The 16104-nt window shown below is 48.9% G+C and carries 18 protein-coding genes and 1 pseudogene; 14 read left to right on the top strand and 5 right to left on the bottom strand.

Going from position 1 to position 16104, the window contains the following annotated elements; translation table 11 throughout:
- The coding region (locus AB5H98_RS09175) for a hypothetical protein (protein ID WP_367925612.1) at window positions 1-232 on the bottom strand (232 nt) is incomplete at its 3' end.
- 239 nt (window positions 233-471) lie between these two features.
- Between AB5H98_RS09175 and AB5H98_RS09170 the strand changes: the two are divergent.
- The 10 genes and pseudogenes from AB5H98_RS09170 to AB5H98_RS09125 all read left to right on the top strand — a co-directional run bounded on the left by AB5H98_RS09170 (window position 472) and on the right by AB5H98_RS09125 (window position 9877).
- Window positions 472-645: pseudogene (locus AB5H98_RS09170) on the top strand (DNA-binding protein).
- 4 nt (window positions 646-649) lie between these two features.
- A complete protein-coding gene (locus AB5H98_RS09165; RefSeq protein ID WP_367925611.1) occupies window positions 650-1360 on the top strand; it encodes a LytR/AlgR family response regulator transcription factor in 711 nt (236 codons plus the stop codon).
- Entirely contained in the window at window positions 1357-2640 is a 1284-nt protein-coding gene (locus AB5H98_RS09160) for a GHKL domain-containing protein (protein ID WP_367925610.1), read from the top strand. The genes AB5H98_RS09165 and AB5H98_RS09160 overlap by 4 nt, the downstream gene beginning before the upstream one ends.
- 155 nt (window positions 2641-2795) lie before the next feature.
- Complete coding sequence (locus AB5H98_RS09155) at window positions 2796-3461, top strand: ABC transporter ATP-binding protein (protein WP_367925609.1); 666 nt, start codon at window positions 2796-2798, stop codon at window positions 3459-3461.
- Window positions 3462-3473: 12 nt separating this feature from the next.
- Window positions 3474-6035, top strand: coding sequence for an FtsX-like permease family protein (locus AB5H98_RS09150; protein ID WP_367925608.1), 2562 nt, complete (start codon window positions 3474-3476; stop codon window positions 6033-6035).
- 59 nt (window positions 6036-6094) lie between these two features.
- The gene (locus tag AB5H98_RS09145; protein WP_367925607.1) at window positions 6095-6538 is read left to right on the top strand and encodes a hypothetical protein; all 444 of its coding nucleotides are present in this window, start codon (window positions 6095-6097) and stop codon (window positions 6536-6538) included.
- A 438-nt stretch (window positions 6539-6976) separates the two neighbouring features.
- On the top strand, window positions 6977-7405 hold the full coding sequence (locus AB5H98_RS09140) for an RNA polymerase sigma factor (RefSeq protein ID WP_367925606.1): 429 nt from the start codon (window positions 6977-6979) through the stop codon (window positions 7403-7405).
- Between the two features lies 1 nt (window position 7406).
- Window positions 7407-7643, top strand: coding sequence for a helix-turn-helix domain-containing protein (locus tag AB5H98_RS09135; RefSeq protein WP_367925605.1), 237 nt, complete (start codon window positions 7407-7409; stop codon window positions 7641-7643).
- Between the two features lie 459 nt (window positions 7644-8102).
- Complete coding sequence (locus tag AB5H98_RS09130) at window positions 8103-8549, top strand: MarR family winged helix-turn-helix transcriptional regulator (RefSeq protein ID WP_367925604.1); 447 nt, start codon at window positions 8103-8105, stop codon at window positions 8547-8549.
- Window positions 8549-9877, top strand: a complete 1329-nt coding sequence (locus AB5H98_RS09125) for an MATE family efflux transporter (protein ID WP_367925603.1) — start codon at window positions 8549-8551, stop codon at window positions 9875-9877. The genes AB5H98_RS09130 and AB5H98_RS09125 overlap by 1 nt, the downstream gene beginning before the upstream one ends.
- 30 nt (window positions 9878-9907) lie before the next feature.
- Here AB5H98_RS09125 and yaaA read toward each other — a convergent pair whose 3' ends face one another.
- Entirely contained in the window at window positions 9908-10651 is a 744-nt protein-coding gene (gene yaaA, locus AB5H98_RS09120; RefSeq protein WP_367925602.1) for a peroxide stress protein YaaA, read from the bottom strand.
- A 13-nt stretch (window positions 10652-10664) separates the two neighbouring features.
- Window positions 10665-11534, bottom strand: a complete 870-nt coding sequence (locus AB5H98_RS09115) for a glycerophosphodiester phosphodiesterase family protein (RefSeq protein WP_367925601.1) — start codon at window positions 11532-11534, stop codon at window positions 10665-10667.
- A gap of 145 nt (window positions 11535-11679) precedes the next feature.
- On the opposite strand from AB5H98_RS09115, the gene AB5H98_RS09110 reads away from it, so the two are divergent.
- From AB5H98_RS09110 to AB5H98_RS09095, 4 genes are all read left to right on the top strand, one after another.
- The gene (locus AB5H98_RS09110) at window positions 11680-12366 is read left to right on the top strand and encodes a response regulator transcription factor (protein ID WP_367925600.1); all 687 of its coding nucleotides are present in this window, start codon (window positions 11680-11682) and stop codon (window positions 12364-12366) included.
- Entirely contained in the window at window positions 12363-13871 is a 1509-nt protein-coding gene (locus AB5H98_RS09105; RefSeq protein ID WP_367925599.1) for a sensor histidine kinase, read from the top strand. The genes AB5H98_RS09110 and AB5H98_RS09105 overlap by 4 nt, the downstream gene beginning before the upstream one ends.
- 124 nt (window positions 13872-13995) lie before the next feature.
- Window positions 13996-14493: a sigma-70 family RNA polymerase sigma factor gene (locus tag AB5H98_RS09100; protein WP_367925598.1), complete on the top strand. Its 498-nt coding sequence runs from the start codon at window positions 13996-13998 to the stop codon at window positions 14491-14493.
- On the top strand, window positions 14480-14995 hold the full coding sequence (locus AB5H98_RS09095) for a hypothetical protein (RefSeq protein WP_367925597.1): 516 nt from the start codon (window positions 14480-14482) through the stop codon (window positions 14993-14995). The genes AB5H98_RS09100 and AB5H98_RS09095 overlap by 14 nt, the downstream gene beginning before the upstream one ends.
- A gap of 44 nt (window positions 14996-15039) precedes the next feature.
- Here AB5H98_RS09095 and AB5H98_RS09090 read toward each other — a convergent pair whose 3' ends face one another.
- Window positions 15040-15456, bottom strand: a complete 417-nt coding sequence (locus AB5H98_RS09090) for a GtrA family protein (RefSeq protein WP_367925596.1) — start codon at window positions 15454-15456, stop codon at window positions 15040-15042.
- 1 nt (window position 15457) lies between these two features.
- Window positions 15458-15931, bottom strand: coding sequence for a peptidylprolyl isomerase (locus AB5H98_RS09085; RefSeq protein ID WP_367925595.1), 474 nt, complete (start codon window positions 15929-15931; stop codon window positions 15458-15460).
- Between the last annotated feature and the right edge of the window lie 173 nt (window positions 15932-16104).

Below are 16104 nucleotides of genomic sequence, written 5' to 3'. Positions count from 1 at the left end.
CAAACAGGTTGCTGTCTTTATTATACTGCGGTTTGTCCTCTTTGTCAGCAGATGCGGCAATGGCTTCCGAGCGAATGAGCCGCACCATTTTGTCATAGAGCGGTTCTGTACCGCCGCAGGAAGTATATACTTCATAGACCGTCCCGCCGAGCCTGTAACAGACGGTTTCTTGCAGCGGATTTCCCCGTTTGGGCAAATAATCGCTCTCTTTCTGGTTTCGTTTCCTTTCCATTCCGTTCTCGTCCTTTCCGGGAAAGTCACAACAGAGCAAGCATAGGAAGTGTGGCCACACTTCCACATAATCTCTGTTTCCGGCTTGCTGCCGGAGCTGAGATTTTTGCTTGTTGGGAACTTCCCAAACCCTTGTTTTTTGCTTCGCTAATATTACGCTGGAAAGGACGGAAACTACCCGCTAATTTTATTGTGCTTTTCTCTTATAAGAATTATAATGGCATCATTGGGCATACGGGCATGGATGCTATCATCGTCAAAGAGACAAACGAACCATGGGGCGTTTCGTCCCGTTAGATATATTATTACTGCACCGATGGACGCGTCCCCGGTGCTGTCAAAATGGCCGGTGTCTGGCTGATCCCCAAGGAGACAGAGAAGCCAAAGGACAGACGGTATAACGAAAGCAGGTGATACAGTGCTGCATATAGCAATTTGTGATGATGAAAAAGACTTTGTTCAGTATTTGACAGACTTACTGAACCAATACAGCAAGGAAACAGTACGGGACATAAAGATTACCCCGTACTATGACGGTATGGAGCTGATTGAGAAATATGATCCAACCATAGACCTGATTTTCCTTGATATTCAAATGAAGATGGTAGACGGACTTCATGCTGCCGAGCGTATCCGGCAAATGGATGAAACCGTGGGCATTATTTTTCTCACTACTCTTACACAGTATGGGCTTGAGGGGTATAAATATCATGCGACGAACTACATCATTAAGCCCATGAAATATGTCCGGCTCAAATCAGAAATGGACAAATTCGTAGAGCGTAGCCAGAAAGAAAATACCCCCTCTCTGGTGATTACCAATGATACCGGCAAATATAAGGTGCCGCTGAAATCCATTCGATACGTTGAAACCTATAACCGTAATCTGATGTTCCATACCGAGCAGGAAAATATTATCTGCTACAAGAGCATGAAAGAAGTGGAATGGGAACTTTGCGACAAAGACTTTGTGCGCTGCCATACCAGCTATATTGTCAATCTGTTCTATGTGAAAGGCATCAAGAAGCTGGACATTGAACTGATTACAGGTGAGATTATTCCCATCAGCCAGCCGAAACGAAAAGAATTTATGGAACGGCTGACGGACTATTGGGGGGATTTCTTATGATGCGCTTTTTTGAAATCCTCTCTTTTTTATTGGCATGGGGATATACAGCGGTTTTCTTTCTGATTCTGAAATCATTTCTTCCTCTCCGCAAAAATGTGGTGCTGAAAGTTATAGCGTTTCTGGTTTGTGGCTATTTGGCTGATTCTATTATCTATTCCAATGATGCCGGAAGTCTGTTCGGTACGATGTTGTTGTTTTTTCTCTATGTTCTGCTGTTTTATCGTGGGACATTCATGGAGAAATTATCGGTCATGCTTGTTTTTTATCCGGCACTCATTGCCATTAACTACTTAATGCTTGACACCGGAGGCCGATTATTCAAAATCATAACCCAAGCAAGTTATGAGGAGACTTTGCAATCCCCAACACTCATGCTCATCAGTACAGCTATTCATACAGTGTCACTTTTACTGCGCTTACTGTTCTGGATCGGCGCATGGTTGGTTTTGCGGAGGTTTTTGGAAAAAATTCCGTCCCATCTGAACATAAAGACATGGTTGATTATTGATATGCTGATTCTTGCCTCATTTGTGGCAATCTTCACCATTATCTACTTTATGCCGGAAAATACTGCGATTGTTTATCCCATCTGTGGGGCTTCTATTTTTTCCAGTTTCGGGTGTGTGTATCTGGCGGCCTATATCTATGATTCCATGCAGACGGCATACCGAGTACAGCAGATGGAAACACAGCGGGATTATTACAAGGAGCGCATTGCCGAAGAAGAACGTGTCCGCTCCATCTACCACGACCTGAAAAATCACCTGCTTGTCATGGAAAGCAGGCAGAATACAGCAGAAACCCGGCAGATGGCCGAAACGCTACGCTCTCAAATTGCAGACTATGAGGACTATGTGCATACAGGAAACGAGTTTCTTGACATCATTCTAAAGGATAAAGCGGCAAAAGCCCGTGAAAAGCAGATTGATTTCTCGGCTTTGGTTGATTTCAAGGGCACGGACTTCATAGAACCATTGGACATCAGCACCATATTTGGCAATGCCATTGACAACGCTATGGAGGCCAGCGAACGGTTGCCGGAAGATCAACGATTGGTTACTGTCAAGGCCGAGCGTGTTCGGGATATGCTGATTATCACGGTGGAAAACAACACTTTACCGGGAACACAGCCAGCCGAGGGAACCACAAAGAAAGATCGTTTCGTACATGGCTTTGGTATTCCCAATATCAAAAAAGCCGTTGAAAAATATGACGGACAGTGCAGCTTCCGTCAGGAGGATGGAACCTACCTTTTGAAAATCCTGATCCCGATTCCTTAACAAATCGACGCCGCTTCTTCACGAAGCGGCGATTCTTTTTTGTGCAGACTTAGTTTTTTCGTTGTAGATGTTAGTTTACGCATTTTCCATTGTGCCTTTCTTTTGCCCAGATATAATGAAGAAAAACGCAAAAAAGCAAAGAGAGGTTATAGAACATGAGTATTTTAAGCACCAATCAACTGACAAAGAAATACGGCACCGAGCCGAATATTGTTAAGGCGCTGGACGGCGTGAGCGTTTCGATTGAGCCGGGCGAGTTTGTTGCCATCATCGGCACATCCGGCAGCGGCAAGTCAACCCTGCTGAATATGCTGGGGGGATTAGACCGCCCTACTTCCGGCTCTGTCAGGGTAGATAATTACGAGCTGGGCAAGCTGAAAGACGAGGACTTGACTGTGTTCCGCCGCCAGCGGATCGGTTTTATCTTTCAGAACTACAATCTGGTTCCAGTCTTGAATGTGTATGAAAATATCGTTATGCCCATCCAGCTTGACGGGAAAAAACCGGATCAGAAATTTATCAAAGAGATCGTGTCTTTGCTGGGGCTGGAAAAGAAGCTCTACAATATGCCCAACACACTGTCCGGCGGCCAGCAGCAGCGCGTCGCCATTGCCAGAGCTTTAGCCAGTAAACCAGCGATCATCCTTGCCGACGAGCCAACCGGCAATCTGGACAGCAAGACCAGTGATGAAGTGATCGAGCTTTTGAAAGTCACCAGCCAGAAATTTCATCAGACCATTGTAATGATTACCCATAACCCGGAAATTGCAGCGCAGGCAGATCGTACCATTCATATCGAAGATGGCCGGATTGCAGAGTAAGGCGGTGATACTATGAAAAGAAAAAAATCAATGATACGCACATTGACAAACCGCAGTTTCAAGGCGAACAAAACGCGCAATCTGGTTGCCATCTTTGCCATTGTTCTGACAACGGTAATGTTTACATCCCTGTTTGTCCTGTCACAGAGCATGGTTGAAAACCTGCGGAACATGAATTTTCAGCAGGCCGGATATAACAGCCATTTGAGTTCCGGCATCATGACGGACGCGGATGTGAAGAAAATCACCGCCCATGAAGCTGTCCGGGACTTTGGCAAAAGCATTGTGGTTGGAATTGCTGAAAACAAGGAGTTGACCGGGCGGCAGGTGGAAATTCGCTATGCGGATGAAAACTATGCCCGTTCCAGCTTTTCCTATCCCACCGAGGGAACCATGCCGGTGCAGGAAAACGAGATTGCTTTGGACACCATTACCCTTGATAAAATGGGACTGCCTTATGAATTGGGGCAGGAAATCACCTTGCAATGGCGTAAGGACTTAAACGGTGAAGAAATCACCACCAGTACATTCACCCTCTCCGGTTATTGGGATGGAAATTCTGCTGCTATGGCAAGTATGGCGTGGGTTTCCGAATCCTTTGTTCAAAGCCAGTGTGCAGGTATCGACCAAGTGGAACAGTTGGCAAACGGGCAGGTATTAGGAACGGTGATGCTCCATATCGACTTGTACCGCGACAGCAATCTGGAAGGCGCGGCCCAGCAGATTTTAGCCGACACCGGCCTGCCCAATGTGTCCCTTTCTCCTAATGCTGCTTATGATTCCACAATGAACCAGAATATCATCCGTGAAGTTCTGCCGATGGCAATTTGCATGGTTCTGGTATTTGCAAGCGGTTATCTGATTATCTATAACATCTTTCAGATCTCCGTTGCCAGTGACATCCGCTTTTATGGCCGACTGAAAACTTTGGGGACAACCAAAAGACAGTTAAAGAAGATGATTTACGGGCAGGCCAACCGCCTGTCGCTGATTGGTATTCCTATCGGGCTTGTGATCGGGTATCTGATGGGGGCCGTGCTGGTGCCGGTCATGATAACCGGGACAACGGGAGAAGCCAAAACAGCGGTCAATCCCTATATCTTCATCGGCTCTGCGCTGTTTGCCTATTTGACGGTTCTGATCTCCTGCATGAAGCCTGCTAAAATCGCCGGTAAGGTTTCCCCAATGGAAGCTCTGCGCTACACTGACGCCGGAACGAACAGCAAACGGAAAACAAAGAAAAGCACCGGCGGGGTCAGCATCCCGAAGATGGCTCTGGCTAATTTGGGCCGGAACAGAAAGCGTACCATTACGGTCATCTGCTCTCTGACGTTGGGCCTTGTGCTGCTTTCCTGTGTTTATGCAAAAAATGCCAGCTTTGATATTGATAAGTACATGAGCCAGACAGTTATCAGTGATTTTGAGGTAGAGGACAGTTCGATTTCTTCCACCTTTGGCACCTACAATCCCTACGGCACCACCATTTCCCCGGAGCTGGTACAGAACATTGAGGGACTTTCCGGGCTGGAAGCAACAGGGCGTTTGTATTCGCAGGTATTTACGCATAAGATCGGGGCGTCTGCTCTTGAAAATATCCAGACCTACTATAACGCGGATGACCGGCTGACCTATATTGAAGCAACGGATACAGGTCTGGCAGAAGCCTATCACGACATGATCGACAGCGGCGAATGTACTTCCATTCTGTACGGCATTGACGGCCTGATTCTGGACACCTTTGCACAGGACGGCAGGATATTGGACGGCACCTTTGACAAAGAGAAATTCTTGTCCGGGGGCTATGTAGTGATGGAAGCGGCTACCGGCGCAGAGGACAGTGAGAAAGAAACACAGCCGACTTATTCTGTTGGTGATACGGTAGCGTTGAACGGCCAGCAATACGAGGTTATGGCGATTGTGGCGGATATTCCCACCATTACCGAGGGCGTAAACAGCAGCACACAAGACTTCCTTTCTTTCTATCTTCCTGCCGATACATTCCGGGCCATGTACCCGGATAACACTCTGCGAAAATTGTTCTTTGATGTAGCCGAGGAATACCAGCCACAGGCGGAAGAAATGCTGATCCAATATCAGCATGACGTGGACAAGAGCCTGAATTATACTGCGAAATCCACATTGATTGAACATTATCAGGAACAGACACGGGCGAACACTGTGATGGGCTTTGCAATCAGCCTTATCATTGCTTTTGTGGGTATTCTGAATTTCGTCAATTCGATGGTGACAGCGATTGTTTCCCGCCAGAAAGAATTTGCCATGATCCAGAGCATCGGCATGACAAAACGGCAGCTTCGGCGTATGCTGACCGACGAGGGCTTGTATTACGCAGGAAGCACTTTGTTGGCAGCTTATGTATTAGGCACTTTGGCAGTAGCCGTTGGTGTTCGTATGATGGTGGCCGGTGACTGGACGGCAACATTCCATTTCACGCTGTTGCCGCTGGTAATCTGCACGCCGATCTTGATTGTATTTGCAATCGTGATTCCCTATATCTGCTTTAAGAATTTGGAGAAGCAAAGTATTGTGGAAAGGCTGCGGGCAACTGATTGATGTGTTCTGGCATACAGCCAGTGCCGGTTACACTGGCCGTATGAAAAAGGAGCCTGAAAATGAAAGAGTACACGCTAATCATCAAGGGAGAAATGGATTTTATCATTATATCTCCGCAGGTACTTTCTTCCCTGATCGCTCAAATCCATAACAGCCCGGAGCGAAAAGTTGTGGTAAGCATTGAGAGCATCATGCCACCAAAGTTTACCGACTATCTGCTTCGAGTTATCAACAGCAACCGCTTTACCAATGAACGATTTCGCTATCACTATATTTTAGAAAATCCTGTTACAAAGAAAGGTCTGTATGAAATTTTACGGCAGCAGCTTTCCAGCACCAATACAGAACGATTTCCTTGTTTTCAGACCATACGATTGACCGACACTTTCCGGGGCAATGTGGAACTGGACATGGAGTGCAACGCTCTGTTCTTTTGGCCTGCAAAGATACTACCGCGAAGTTTATCTATACGTTCCCGGATGGCCGACAGGAAACATTGGTGATTGAATACTGAATATCTTCTACCTGCCGGACGACGGCAAAAAGAAAAAAAGCCGTCGTACAGCAGTCCATTCCCCACGCCTGATTGAATATGCGGCGGCTTTGAGAAATCAAGGTCGCCGCTTTTCTTTGCCCGGCGCAGGATCGGCGGCCTACGGAGGGAGCCGCCATGCTGATATATCCTATTTTTCAAACGCATAGCTTGTTAAAAAAAGCCTATACTCAACAGGGGACAGCTCCGGCCACGAGTATGAACTATACCATGTAAGACGACTTCATATATCTTTCATTTCCGCCTGGCGGGTCTACGACCTGCCGGGCGAATTTTGTCGGTTCCTGCGGTCTTTCGGTGCGGGCCGGAGCGGCCGCAGCAACATGGACACAGGGGGCGGCGCAACCGGCCCCGGCTTCTCATTCTCCCGCAGATCGGGGGTGAGAAGATGAAGTACACCCCTGATGGTTATGGAGAACGCTGCCGATTTGACGCTTTCTGTAAAACTGTTCTCCGCAACGAGGCCAGAACCCACCTGCGGGATTTGGCCCGCCAGCGGAACCGGGAAATTGAGTTCAGCGCCTTGCCGCAGCATGAAATGGACAAGCTCTGCACGGTGGACGAATATCCAAGCGACAGCATCCTATTCACGGCCTATGGCTATACCTTACATATCCGGGACGAGCAGGTGCCCCACGCCTTTGCCAGCCTGCCGGAACAGGAGCAAGGCATTTTGATCCTGTATTGTGCGTTGGAGCTGACAGACGGTGAGATTGGTCGTATTGCAGGAATGTCCCGCAGCGCCGTCCAACGGCACAGAACAAAGACACTAAATGAACTGCGAAAAGACTTACAATCCAAAGGAGTGAAAAACTAACATGAAGCGACCAACTTTTAACGGCAGAGTGCTTTTGCCAATGGATGTGATCGAAGCGGCCCGCGCCGGTGATCCTCTGGCCGTGGAGCGCGTCTTGCGATACTATGATGGCTACATCAATAAGCTTTGTACGCGAACGCTCTATGACAAAGATGGTTTGCCGTACATCGGTATTGATGAGTACATGAAGCACCGCTTGCAGGCAAAGCTGACGGAAGCTATTGTAGTCAAGAAATAGCAAAGCCAAAGGAAGCCGTGAAGGGTCGAGATGAACGCTTCGCGCCCTTGACGGCTTCCTCCGCCTTTGCTGCGTGGTAACCAAGCGGGCGCAAGCAGAAATTTGCTTGCGCCCGCTGATATTATGGTGTTTGTGCCTACGCATTTAGAGGGCAGAAAAGCCCGATGTTACCGGGACTTCCTGACGTGGTTGGATAGCCGGAGGTGTCTTGCGATTCTTACCCTTGAAAATGAGGCTTGAAATGCGTAGAAAACCGGCGTGCCATTTCCTTACGAAATAACACGCCGGTTCATTTAGCAACCCTGTTTGTCAGCCGTTAAGTTAGTATGTTTTTAATACTTCCTTATCGGCGTTTACCGCAAGGGGAGGCTTTCTTTGCTTGACAATAAAATGGAATTCTGATACCCTATTAGTTAAGCAATTATAATTATATTTGCAAAACTAAAAGGGGTGAAATGAATGGATCTGCGCAAAGGGATGGAACGGTTTTATCTGGATTTGGTAGTCAATGAGCTGCGGCTTGGAAATGGTGCGGTATCGCAGGGAATCACCCACAACAGTCTTCTGTGTCTGGATATCATTGCCTACACGGATAAATGCACGGTCAGCAAAATTGCGGATATGCTGCATATTGCCAAATCGGCGGTGACGCTAAAAGTAAAAGAGCTGGAAAAGTTAGGGCTCGTGACGAAGACGCAGAGCGCTGAGGATAAGCGAGTGTACTATTTGAATGTAAATCAGGCAGTGCGAGAAGAGTACAACGCTTATGACCGGGTTTTATACAAGGCGTTGGATGAAGTAGAACGACGTTTTGCCCCGCAGCAAGTGGAGCTGCTGTGTCAGATGCTGGAATTGATCGATCAATCGTTTTGTGATTTAGACAAACTGGAGAAAGGAGAAGACTGATGCATTCGCTGGAACGGGCGATCACGCCCGGGTATTTGCTTCGTTTCACCATTCCGACAATGGTGATGCTGATTTTCAACTCGTTTTATACAATGGTAGATGGAGCCTTTGTGTCTAATTTTGTGGGAACGGGAGCTCTCTCCGCTACCAACATTGTGTATCCGGCATTAAACCTGGTGTTTGCGGTGGGCATTATGCTGGCTACAGGTGGCAGTGCGATTGTAGGGCGTCAATTAGGAGAAGGAAAGGGCCAGCAGGCACGGGAAAACTTTTCACTGGTGGTATCGGCAGGCACGGTGCTGGGTTTTGTAATCGCAGTGCTTGGCGTGGTATTTGCATCTCCCTTGGTTCGGATGCTGGGAGCAAACGATGCAATCTATTCTTATTGCTATGATTACTTGATTTATATGAGTGTCTTTTCGCCCTGCGCAGTGCTTCAAATGCTGTTCCAATATTTGTTTGTCACAGCAGGCAGGCCCAATTTGGGGCTGGTGTCCACCGTTGCAGGGGGAGTGGCGAACATCGTTTTGGACTATGTGTTCATTGTTCCCATGCAAATGGGCATTAAAGGAGCTGCGCTCGCCACTGGTGTTGGTTTTACGATTCCCGCAGTTACAGGTCTTATTTATTTTTCGATTGCGCGCAAAGAGTCTTTGCATTTTACAAAGCCTGTTTTTCGTGGCAAAATCCTGGTGGAGGCCTGCACCAATGGGTCGTCTGAAATGGTGACCAACTTGGCCATCGCGGTAACTACGTTTTTGTTCAATGTCGAGATGATGCGGTGGTTGGGAGAAGATGGCGTAGCCGCAATCACGATTGTATTTTACGCGGACTTCCTTTTTGTGGCGATGTTCTTAGGATATACTTCCGGCGTGGCTCCGCTGTTTAGTTACAATTATGGCGCCGGAAATCATGAAAGATTACAACGGCTATTTCGGTTGAGCCTTTTGTTCATTGGAATCGGATCGGTAGCTGCCTATGCAGCTTCCATGCTTTTCAGTGGTCCGGTGGTAGCGCTTTTTGCAGACGGACAGAGCTCGGTGTATTCCATTGCGCTTCATGGAATGCGTCTGTATGCGCTTTCCTTTTTGCTCAAGGGCGTAAACATTTTCTCTTCTGGGCTATTCACCGCTCTCTCAAACGGAAAAGTGTCCGCCTTTTTATCTTTCCTGCGTACATTTGGCTTTTTGGTGTTGTGTATTTTTCTGCTTCCCAAACTGTGGGGCGTCAACGGTATATGGCTGGCGATTCCAGTGGCAGAAATTCTGTCTTTGGCGGTATCCGGCTGGTGCCTTTTCCGCTTCCGTTCGGTTTACCATTATGCATAAAAAAAGAGGGCGCGGCCGCGCCCTCTTTTTTTATGCATAGAGAAAAACATATTCACTTTGGCTGGAATCTTCAGCAGAAAAATGGTATCCAAGCCGGTCAAATTTTTGAAGATCCTGTGGCGTTTGGGCGTTGGTTTCTGCAAGATAGCGAACCATCTCGCCTCGTGCCATTTTCACGTATACTCCTTTTTCTACAAGCTTTCCGTTTATCCGTTGGGCAAAACAACAGCGTACACACAGTACGCCGGGCTCTAAAAACCGGCGAATGCAGCGGCTGTATTCTGCGCTGGCCAAATCTACAATCACATCGGTCTCTTTTCGCAGCGCGTCGTAAAGACTGCGGCCCCAAAACTCATACAGATCCCGGGACCCATCCACCGAAAGACGCGCCTGCATCTCCAGACGGTAAGGCGTCACCCCGTCAAAAGGCCGCAATATTCCATAAAAGCCCGATAAAATGCGCACATGCTGCTGCACATAATCAAAGTAGGCAGTTTCAAACACGCCGGGTGCCATATATTGATATTGAATGCCATCGTACGCCAGCAGCGCCGGGGTGAGCCGCTTTTTTAAATCCATACGCTGCAGTCGCTCTATGTTTTGTTGCGCGATGGCGTCGCTGCATGCCCAGAGCGTTTTCAATTGCTGTGGAGTCATGGCACGCAATACCTGCAAAATATGATTGGTTCGCTCCAAAAATAAGGGTAGGTCTTGGGGCGGCAACGTGTCCAGATCTTCGCGCATTTTTTTAGCGGGAGAAAGGATGCAAACCATAAGGACTCCTTCCTTATTTGTAACGAGGTTTGGGGTTGTAAAATTCAAAGATCACCGCGTCGTTTTCCAGCTCTTTGGCCACAATATCGTCCTCAGGGCGTACAGTCCAGCACACACGTACAGCTCCCATGGCCTCGGCCAAACGCTCGAGAATGGGCTTTTTGCCAGGGCCGTAGGCAATGAACTGAGGCCGCGCAATCACATTGTATAAAGTGCATCCAAGACAAAAGCCGCGCAGGGCCGACATGTCTTCATAGCTTTTGGGTTCGTCCGCCAACTGTCCGCGGAAAATGTCCGGGGCGTTGCGCCGGAACCAGGCAACAATTCGCGGGTCAAAGCTTTCAATGCAGAAAGCAGCCTTCGGATATTTCTCTTGATAAGAGCGCATCAGTGCCAAGCCCTTTTCGCACAGCTCGTTGTTGCGGGGACCAGTTTTCAATTCAATAATCATAGGTTGGCGACCTTGCACCACATCGAACACCTCAGTCAAAAGAGGCAATGTCTCTTCGGTGCCGCACAAGCGCATTTGCCGCAGTTCATCAAAGGTATAGGCATCCACTCGCCCGTGTACGCCACACACCCGGTCCAGTGTATCATCGTGAAAAACCATGACCTGACCATCTTTGGATAGTTGAATATCCAGTTCCATGCCATAGCCGCTGTCCACTGCGGCCTGAAAAGCCGGCAGACTGTTTTCCGGGATGCTCTTGTCCCGAGAGTGCAGCCCCCGGTGCGCATGGTTTACGCCCAAAAACGGCATTTGCTGGCCCGCTTTGCAACGACCGGGCCGCAGCAGTACCCACAAAACAACAATCACTACACCAATGGTCCAAACAATCCATTCCATTTTGTCCATCTCGCTTTCCTTGTCGCTGTTGTTCATTGTAACGCGCCGCGGCCTGTGCGTCAAACCAAACGGAATGCTTTTTCCAAAAATCGAGACAAAATTTTCACAAATTGGACATATCACTTCGCTATTATGATATCATAACCGCAGAATGGCATAAACAAAGGGGGACGGAAACAAAATGCCGAAAATTTTAATCGTGGACGATGAGCCTCGTATCCGTGAGTTGATTCGGGAACATTTGCAGCATGCAGGATTTGAATGTGAAGAGGCAACAGATGGTTCGGCCGCATTGGCTTGCTTGAGTGTGGGTGGAATTGATCTGGTGATTTTGGATATTATGATGCCGTTTGTGGATGGTATGACGTGCTTAAAGGAAATGCGCAAGCGCAAGATTATGACACCGGTAATCATGCTGACGGCGCGAGGTGAGGAATACGACAAGTTGGCAGGGCTGGAAAATGGCGCTGACGACTATGTGGTAAAACCCTTTAGCCCGCGGGAGTTGGTAGCTCGTGTCAAAGTGGTATTGGCACGTACCATGCCGAAGGATAAAGAAACCGGAACCAGCTACGTGTTTGGAGATCTGGTAATCGATACGGCGTCCCACAGTGTGCGCATCGCGGGCGAGGAAGCTCCCTTGACACCCAAGGAATTTGACCTTTTGGTATTTTTGGTGTCCAATAAAGGAATTGCCTTGTCTCGTGAAAAGATTTTGCAGAAAGTTTGGAACTACGATTATTACGGCGAGGACCGTACGGTGGACACCCATATCAAAATGTTGCGCGGCCATCTTGGAAAATACCGCGAGAACATTGTGACGGTATGGGGTGTGGGCTACAAATTTGACCCGGAGGTCAAGGAATGAAAACAAAAGCCTTGGGCACCATACGTCAAAAGCTGATGGCGTTTGTAGTGCTTTTGTGCGTTCTTTTGCTGGGATTGGTTTGGCTGTTAAATGTTTGGCTCTTGGAGCCGTTTTACACCCATAAGGTGCATGCGGATCTTCAGCGAACGGCAGACGCTTTTTCGCTTTTGATCCAAAAGTACGAAACGCTGGAAGATCCCAGTCAGCCCAACGGCATCAGCCCGGATTTTTACAGTGCAGTACAGCAGACCGAATACACTTCTATGCTGCTGGGCAAATGCATTGAGATTGCGGATTCAAATTATACATGCCTGTTGGGAAACCATGCTTTGTCCAGTGGTCAGTGCCTGTTGCATCCAGCGCGCACCACCATTTTTGGAGACACGGGCATCCCTTCCTGGAACAATCAAAATGTTCTGGCGTACCGCTCTCAGACGCTTCGGGATGGAGATATGTATTTTACGCTTACCGGACAGAACGGTATGCGGCAGATGGTCGTGTGCAAAAATGTGCAAAATCGGTACACGGTGATTGTTTCCACGGATCTTGAACGTGTTGGCCAGGCAGGAGAAGTGATTGGCCAGCAGGTGCCGTTCATTGCAGCGGTGCTTTTAGCAGTCAGCATTCTGGGGGCCTATTTGTTCAGCAAATGGTTTACAAAGCCTATTACAGAGTTGTCCAGTGCGGCTCGGGAAGTGGCCAAGGGCAATTATCAGGTGCGGGTCCGGGAACCCAAGAACTCCGATGAATTGGGGCAGCTTGCGCGAGACTTCAATACGATGGCGGCTGAGGTAGATCATACATCGCAACTTCAGCGGGATTTGCTTGCCAATGTCAGCCATGACCTTCGTACGCCTCTGACGCTCATCAAAGGCTATGCAGAGACTGTGCGGGATTTGACCGGAGATGACAAAGAAAAACGCACAAGCCAGTTGGATGTGATCGTGGATGAGACCGATCGCCTCAGCGGCCTTGTGAACAGCGTGATGGAACTGTCCAAATATTCTTCCGGCACGATGAAATTGGAACCAGTGCGTTTTGACTTGGCGCAGTTGTGTGATGAGGTGGCGGACCGATACCGGAATATATGTGAGCAGAACGGCTACCACTTGGAAGTGGATACAGATCAGGTCTGCATGGTCAAGGCAGACCCGGATAGCATGAGCCGGGTGATTCATAACTTGCTGTCCAATGCCATTCATCATATTGGCGAAGATGGATACGTGGCTTTGTCTGCCAAACCGCAGCCGGATGGAAGTACACGTGTGGAGATTGCGGATCATGGCCCTGGTATCGCCAAAGAAGATCTGCCATATATCTTTGATAAATACTATCGTTCCAGAGCCGATGCCGGTAAGGTGGGGACGGGTCTAGGCCTGTCTATCACAAAAGCCATCCTGATCAGTCACGGATACGCGTTTGGCGTGGATAGTGAACTGGGCAAGGGCAGTACCTTCTGGTTTGTGGCTTCGGCTCCGGATAAGAGCAAAGAAGAATCTTCTTAAAACAAAGCGGCAGCCGGCCGCACTGGGAGTTGCCTAGTGCGGCCGGCTTTTTGTGTGCAAAAATTGCGAAGAATGCAATTTTTTGCCCGATTCAAACGTATTCCAAAAGAGGGGAGGGAACGCCATGGAGAATGAGGTGCAGGCGCAAAGCGCTTCAGAGATCCTGGACAAATATGGAACGATGGTGTTCCGTACGGCCTATGCGATGGTAAAAAATCAGCACGATGCAGAGGACATCGCCCAGGATGTATTTGTCAGTTTTGTTCGCACAAAGCCGGTATTTACCAGCGAAGATCACCAGAAAGCGTGGCTGTTGCGTGTGACCATCAATCGCAGCAAAAGTTTTCTGCGCAGTGCATGGCAGCGACGTACCGAAGGACTGCCCGAAACGCTGCCAGATGAACTGCTCACGCCTCGAGAAAACATGGTGATGGAAGCAGTGGCACTTTTGCCGGTAAAGTACCGTCAGGTGATTTATCTATATTACATAGAGGGGTATTCTTCGGTGGAATTGGCGAAGCTGCTGGGGCTTCCTCAGAATACGGTACTCAGCCGTTTGGCCCGGGCGCGCAAGCATCTTGCGAAAACATTGGAAGGAGAGTTTGACCATGTGGAAGGATGAGTATATTTCCGGAATGATGAAACTCACGGTGGATGAGGCCTGGCGGACACAGACGCTTCGCCGCATGGAGCAGGCGGTGCCAACTGGCCGGCGGATTTTTTCCGTGCGCAGGGTTTGTGCGCTGGCAGGTTGTGCGGCAGCACTGGCCTTGGCGGTTTTGACGGCCTGGCCGTATACCACACAATCCATGCAAACGGCAGGAGGCTCTCAAAGTACGGTGGCCATGGCCAGGCAGGAGCCGGCCGAAGCTCCCGCCCCGAAACAGTACGCTGTTCAGGACACATTGGTTTTGCAAGATGCTGAGCCCATTCAGGGAACGGTATTGAGCTGGACGGATGAAAAGTTGGTGCTGGATACACAGAATGGAGAACAGACCTTCCTGCTGAATGAAGAAAGTGAAATAGAACCGAATGCGCTGACGGAGGGGGTTGCCGTACAGGTAAACTGGCAGGCCGGAGAGGATGGAACAATGTGTGCCGTCCGCGTTTGTTTGGCACAGTGAACAATAAAAAAGCTTCGGAGCAAAAGCTCCGAAGCTTTTTTGTTTTATTCTTTGAAGGCCCACAGACGCTGACCTACGTAGTTCAACAACGTAAAGATTACTTGTGCGCCCAACAGTGTCAGACGCTCAGCCCATCCAGGTGCTGTGCCAAACAAAAGTTCCAATCCCCAGGGAACGATCCATTGGGAAAGTCCGTGACTCAGCACGTAACATGCGCTGACCAGCACCGTAAACCGGACAGCGCTTTGAAGAAGGGGCGCTGTGCTGTGAAAGCTGTACTTTCGATTGAGAATAAAGCTTGCGATGCTGCACAGAAAGTACATGAGCGCCGATGCACCCCAATAACCCAGCGGCTCCAACAGAAGCTGTTCGCCCACCTGTGTAATGATGGTGTTTGTACCGCCGATGATGAGGAATGGCACAATACTCTTGTCCAAAAAGAAGGTCAGGAGCTTTTTCATATTAGTCCACCACGCGTACGGTTTTCATCACGACCGGAGTTGTGGGTTTGTCACGCCAGTCCGTGGGAGTAGCAGCGATCTCATCCACTACATCCATTCCTTCTACTACGTGGCCGAATGCAGCGTAGTCCCCGTCCAAGTGTGGAGCATCCGCGTGCATAATGAAGAATTGACTTCCAGCAGAGTTGGGCATGGACGAGCGGGCCATGCTGATCACACCACGTGTGTGGCGGATGGGGTTGTTTACACCGTTGGAGGCAAATTCGCCTTTGATGCCATATCCGGGGCCACCCATACCTGTGCCCTGCGGGCATCCGCCTTGAATCATGAAGCCGGGGATAATGCGATGAAAGGTCAGACCGTCATAAAAGCCTTCCCGAACCAGTTTTTCAAAATTTTCGACCGTGATGGGCGCGGCACTGGCGTCCAGTTCCAATTTGATGGTTTTTCCATTTTCCATGGTGATTTCGATCATGCCAATACTCTCCAATCTCGCGCTGTTTTCAGCACGTTTTATTCTTTCCAAAACAAAACAGATACACAGCTCTGTTTTGCGCTATTATAACACATTTTACGACTGTGTGCCACCCGGCCAGACCCCGGTTGCGTCAAATGCTGCTGCCAGGTCCAGCGCACGCTGCGTTGTTG

Origin of the sequence: uncultured Ruthenibacterium sp., from assembly GCF_963558415.1 — a bacterium.
Lineage (GTDB): Bacteria > Bacillota > Clostridia > Oscillospirales > Ruminococcaceae > Ruthenibacterium.
The sequence above is the reverse complement of the archived record's forward strand: the minus strand, read 5'-3'. Positions and strand labels throughout refer to the sequence as shown.

Coding starts and splice junctions, on each gene's coding strand:
- AB5H98_RS09150 (WP_367925608.1), top strand. CDS start 3,474: ATGAAAAGAAAAAAATCAATGATACGCACATTGACAAACCGCAGTTTC.
- AB5H98_RS09110 (WP_367925600.1), top strand. CDS start 11,680: ATGCCGAAAATTTTAATCGTGGACGATGAGCCTCGTATCCGTGAGTTG.
- AB5H98_RS09130 (WP_367925604.1), top strand. CDS start 8,103: ATGGATCTGCGCAAAGGGATGGAACGGTTTTATCTGGATTTGGTAGTC.
- AB5H98_RS09085 (WP_367925595.1), bottom strand. CDS start 15,931: ATGATCGAAATCACCATGGAAAATGGAAAAACCATCAAATTGGAACTG.
- AB5H98_RS09140 (WP_367925606.1), top strand. CDS start 6,977: ATGAAGTACACCCCTGATGGTTATGGAGAACGCTGCCGATTTGACGCT.
- AB5H98_RS09135 (WP_367925605.1), top strand. CDS start 7,407: ATGAAGCGACCAACTTTTAACGGCAGAGTGCTTTTGCCAATGGATGTG.
- AB5H98_RS09155 (WP_367925609.1), top strand. CDS start 2,796: ATGAGTATTTTAAGCACCAATCAACTGACAAAGAAATACGGCACCGAG.
- AB5H98_RS09145 (WP_367925607.1), top strand. CDS start 6,095: ATGAAAGAGTACACGCTAATCATCAAGGGAGAAATGGATTTTATCATT.
- AB5H98_RS09105 (WP_367925599.1), top strand. CDS start 12,363: ATGAAAACAAAAGCCTTGGGCACCATACGTCAAAAGCTGATGGCGTTT.
- AB5H98_RS09125 (WP_367925603.1), top strand. CDS start 8,549: ATGCATTCGCTGGAACGGGCGATCACGCCCGGGTATTTGCTTCGTTTC.
- yaaA (WP_367925602.1), bottom strand. CDS start 10,651: ATGGTTTGCATCCTTTCTCCCGCTAAAAAAATGCGCGAAGATCTGGAC.
- AB5H98_RS09160 (WP_367925610.1), top strand. CDS start 1,357: ATGATGCGCTTTTTTGAAATCCTCTCTTTTTTATTGGCATGGGGATAT.
- AB5H98_RS09115 (WP_367925601.1), bottom strand. CDS start 11,534: ATGAACAACAGCGACAAGGAAAGCGAGATGGACAAAATGGAATGGATT.
- AB5H98_RS09095 (WP_367925597.1), top strand. CDS start 14,480: ATGTGGAAGGATGAGTATATTTCCGGAATGATGAAACTCACGGTGGAT.
- AB5H98_RS09090 (WP_367925596.1), bottom strand. CDS start 15,456: ATGAAAAAGCTCCTGACCTTCTTTTTGGACAAGAGTATTGTGCCATTC.
- AB5H98_RS09100 (WP_367925598.1), top strand. CDS start 13,996: ATGGAGAATGAGGTGCAGGCGCAAAGCGCTTCAGAGATCCTGGACAAA.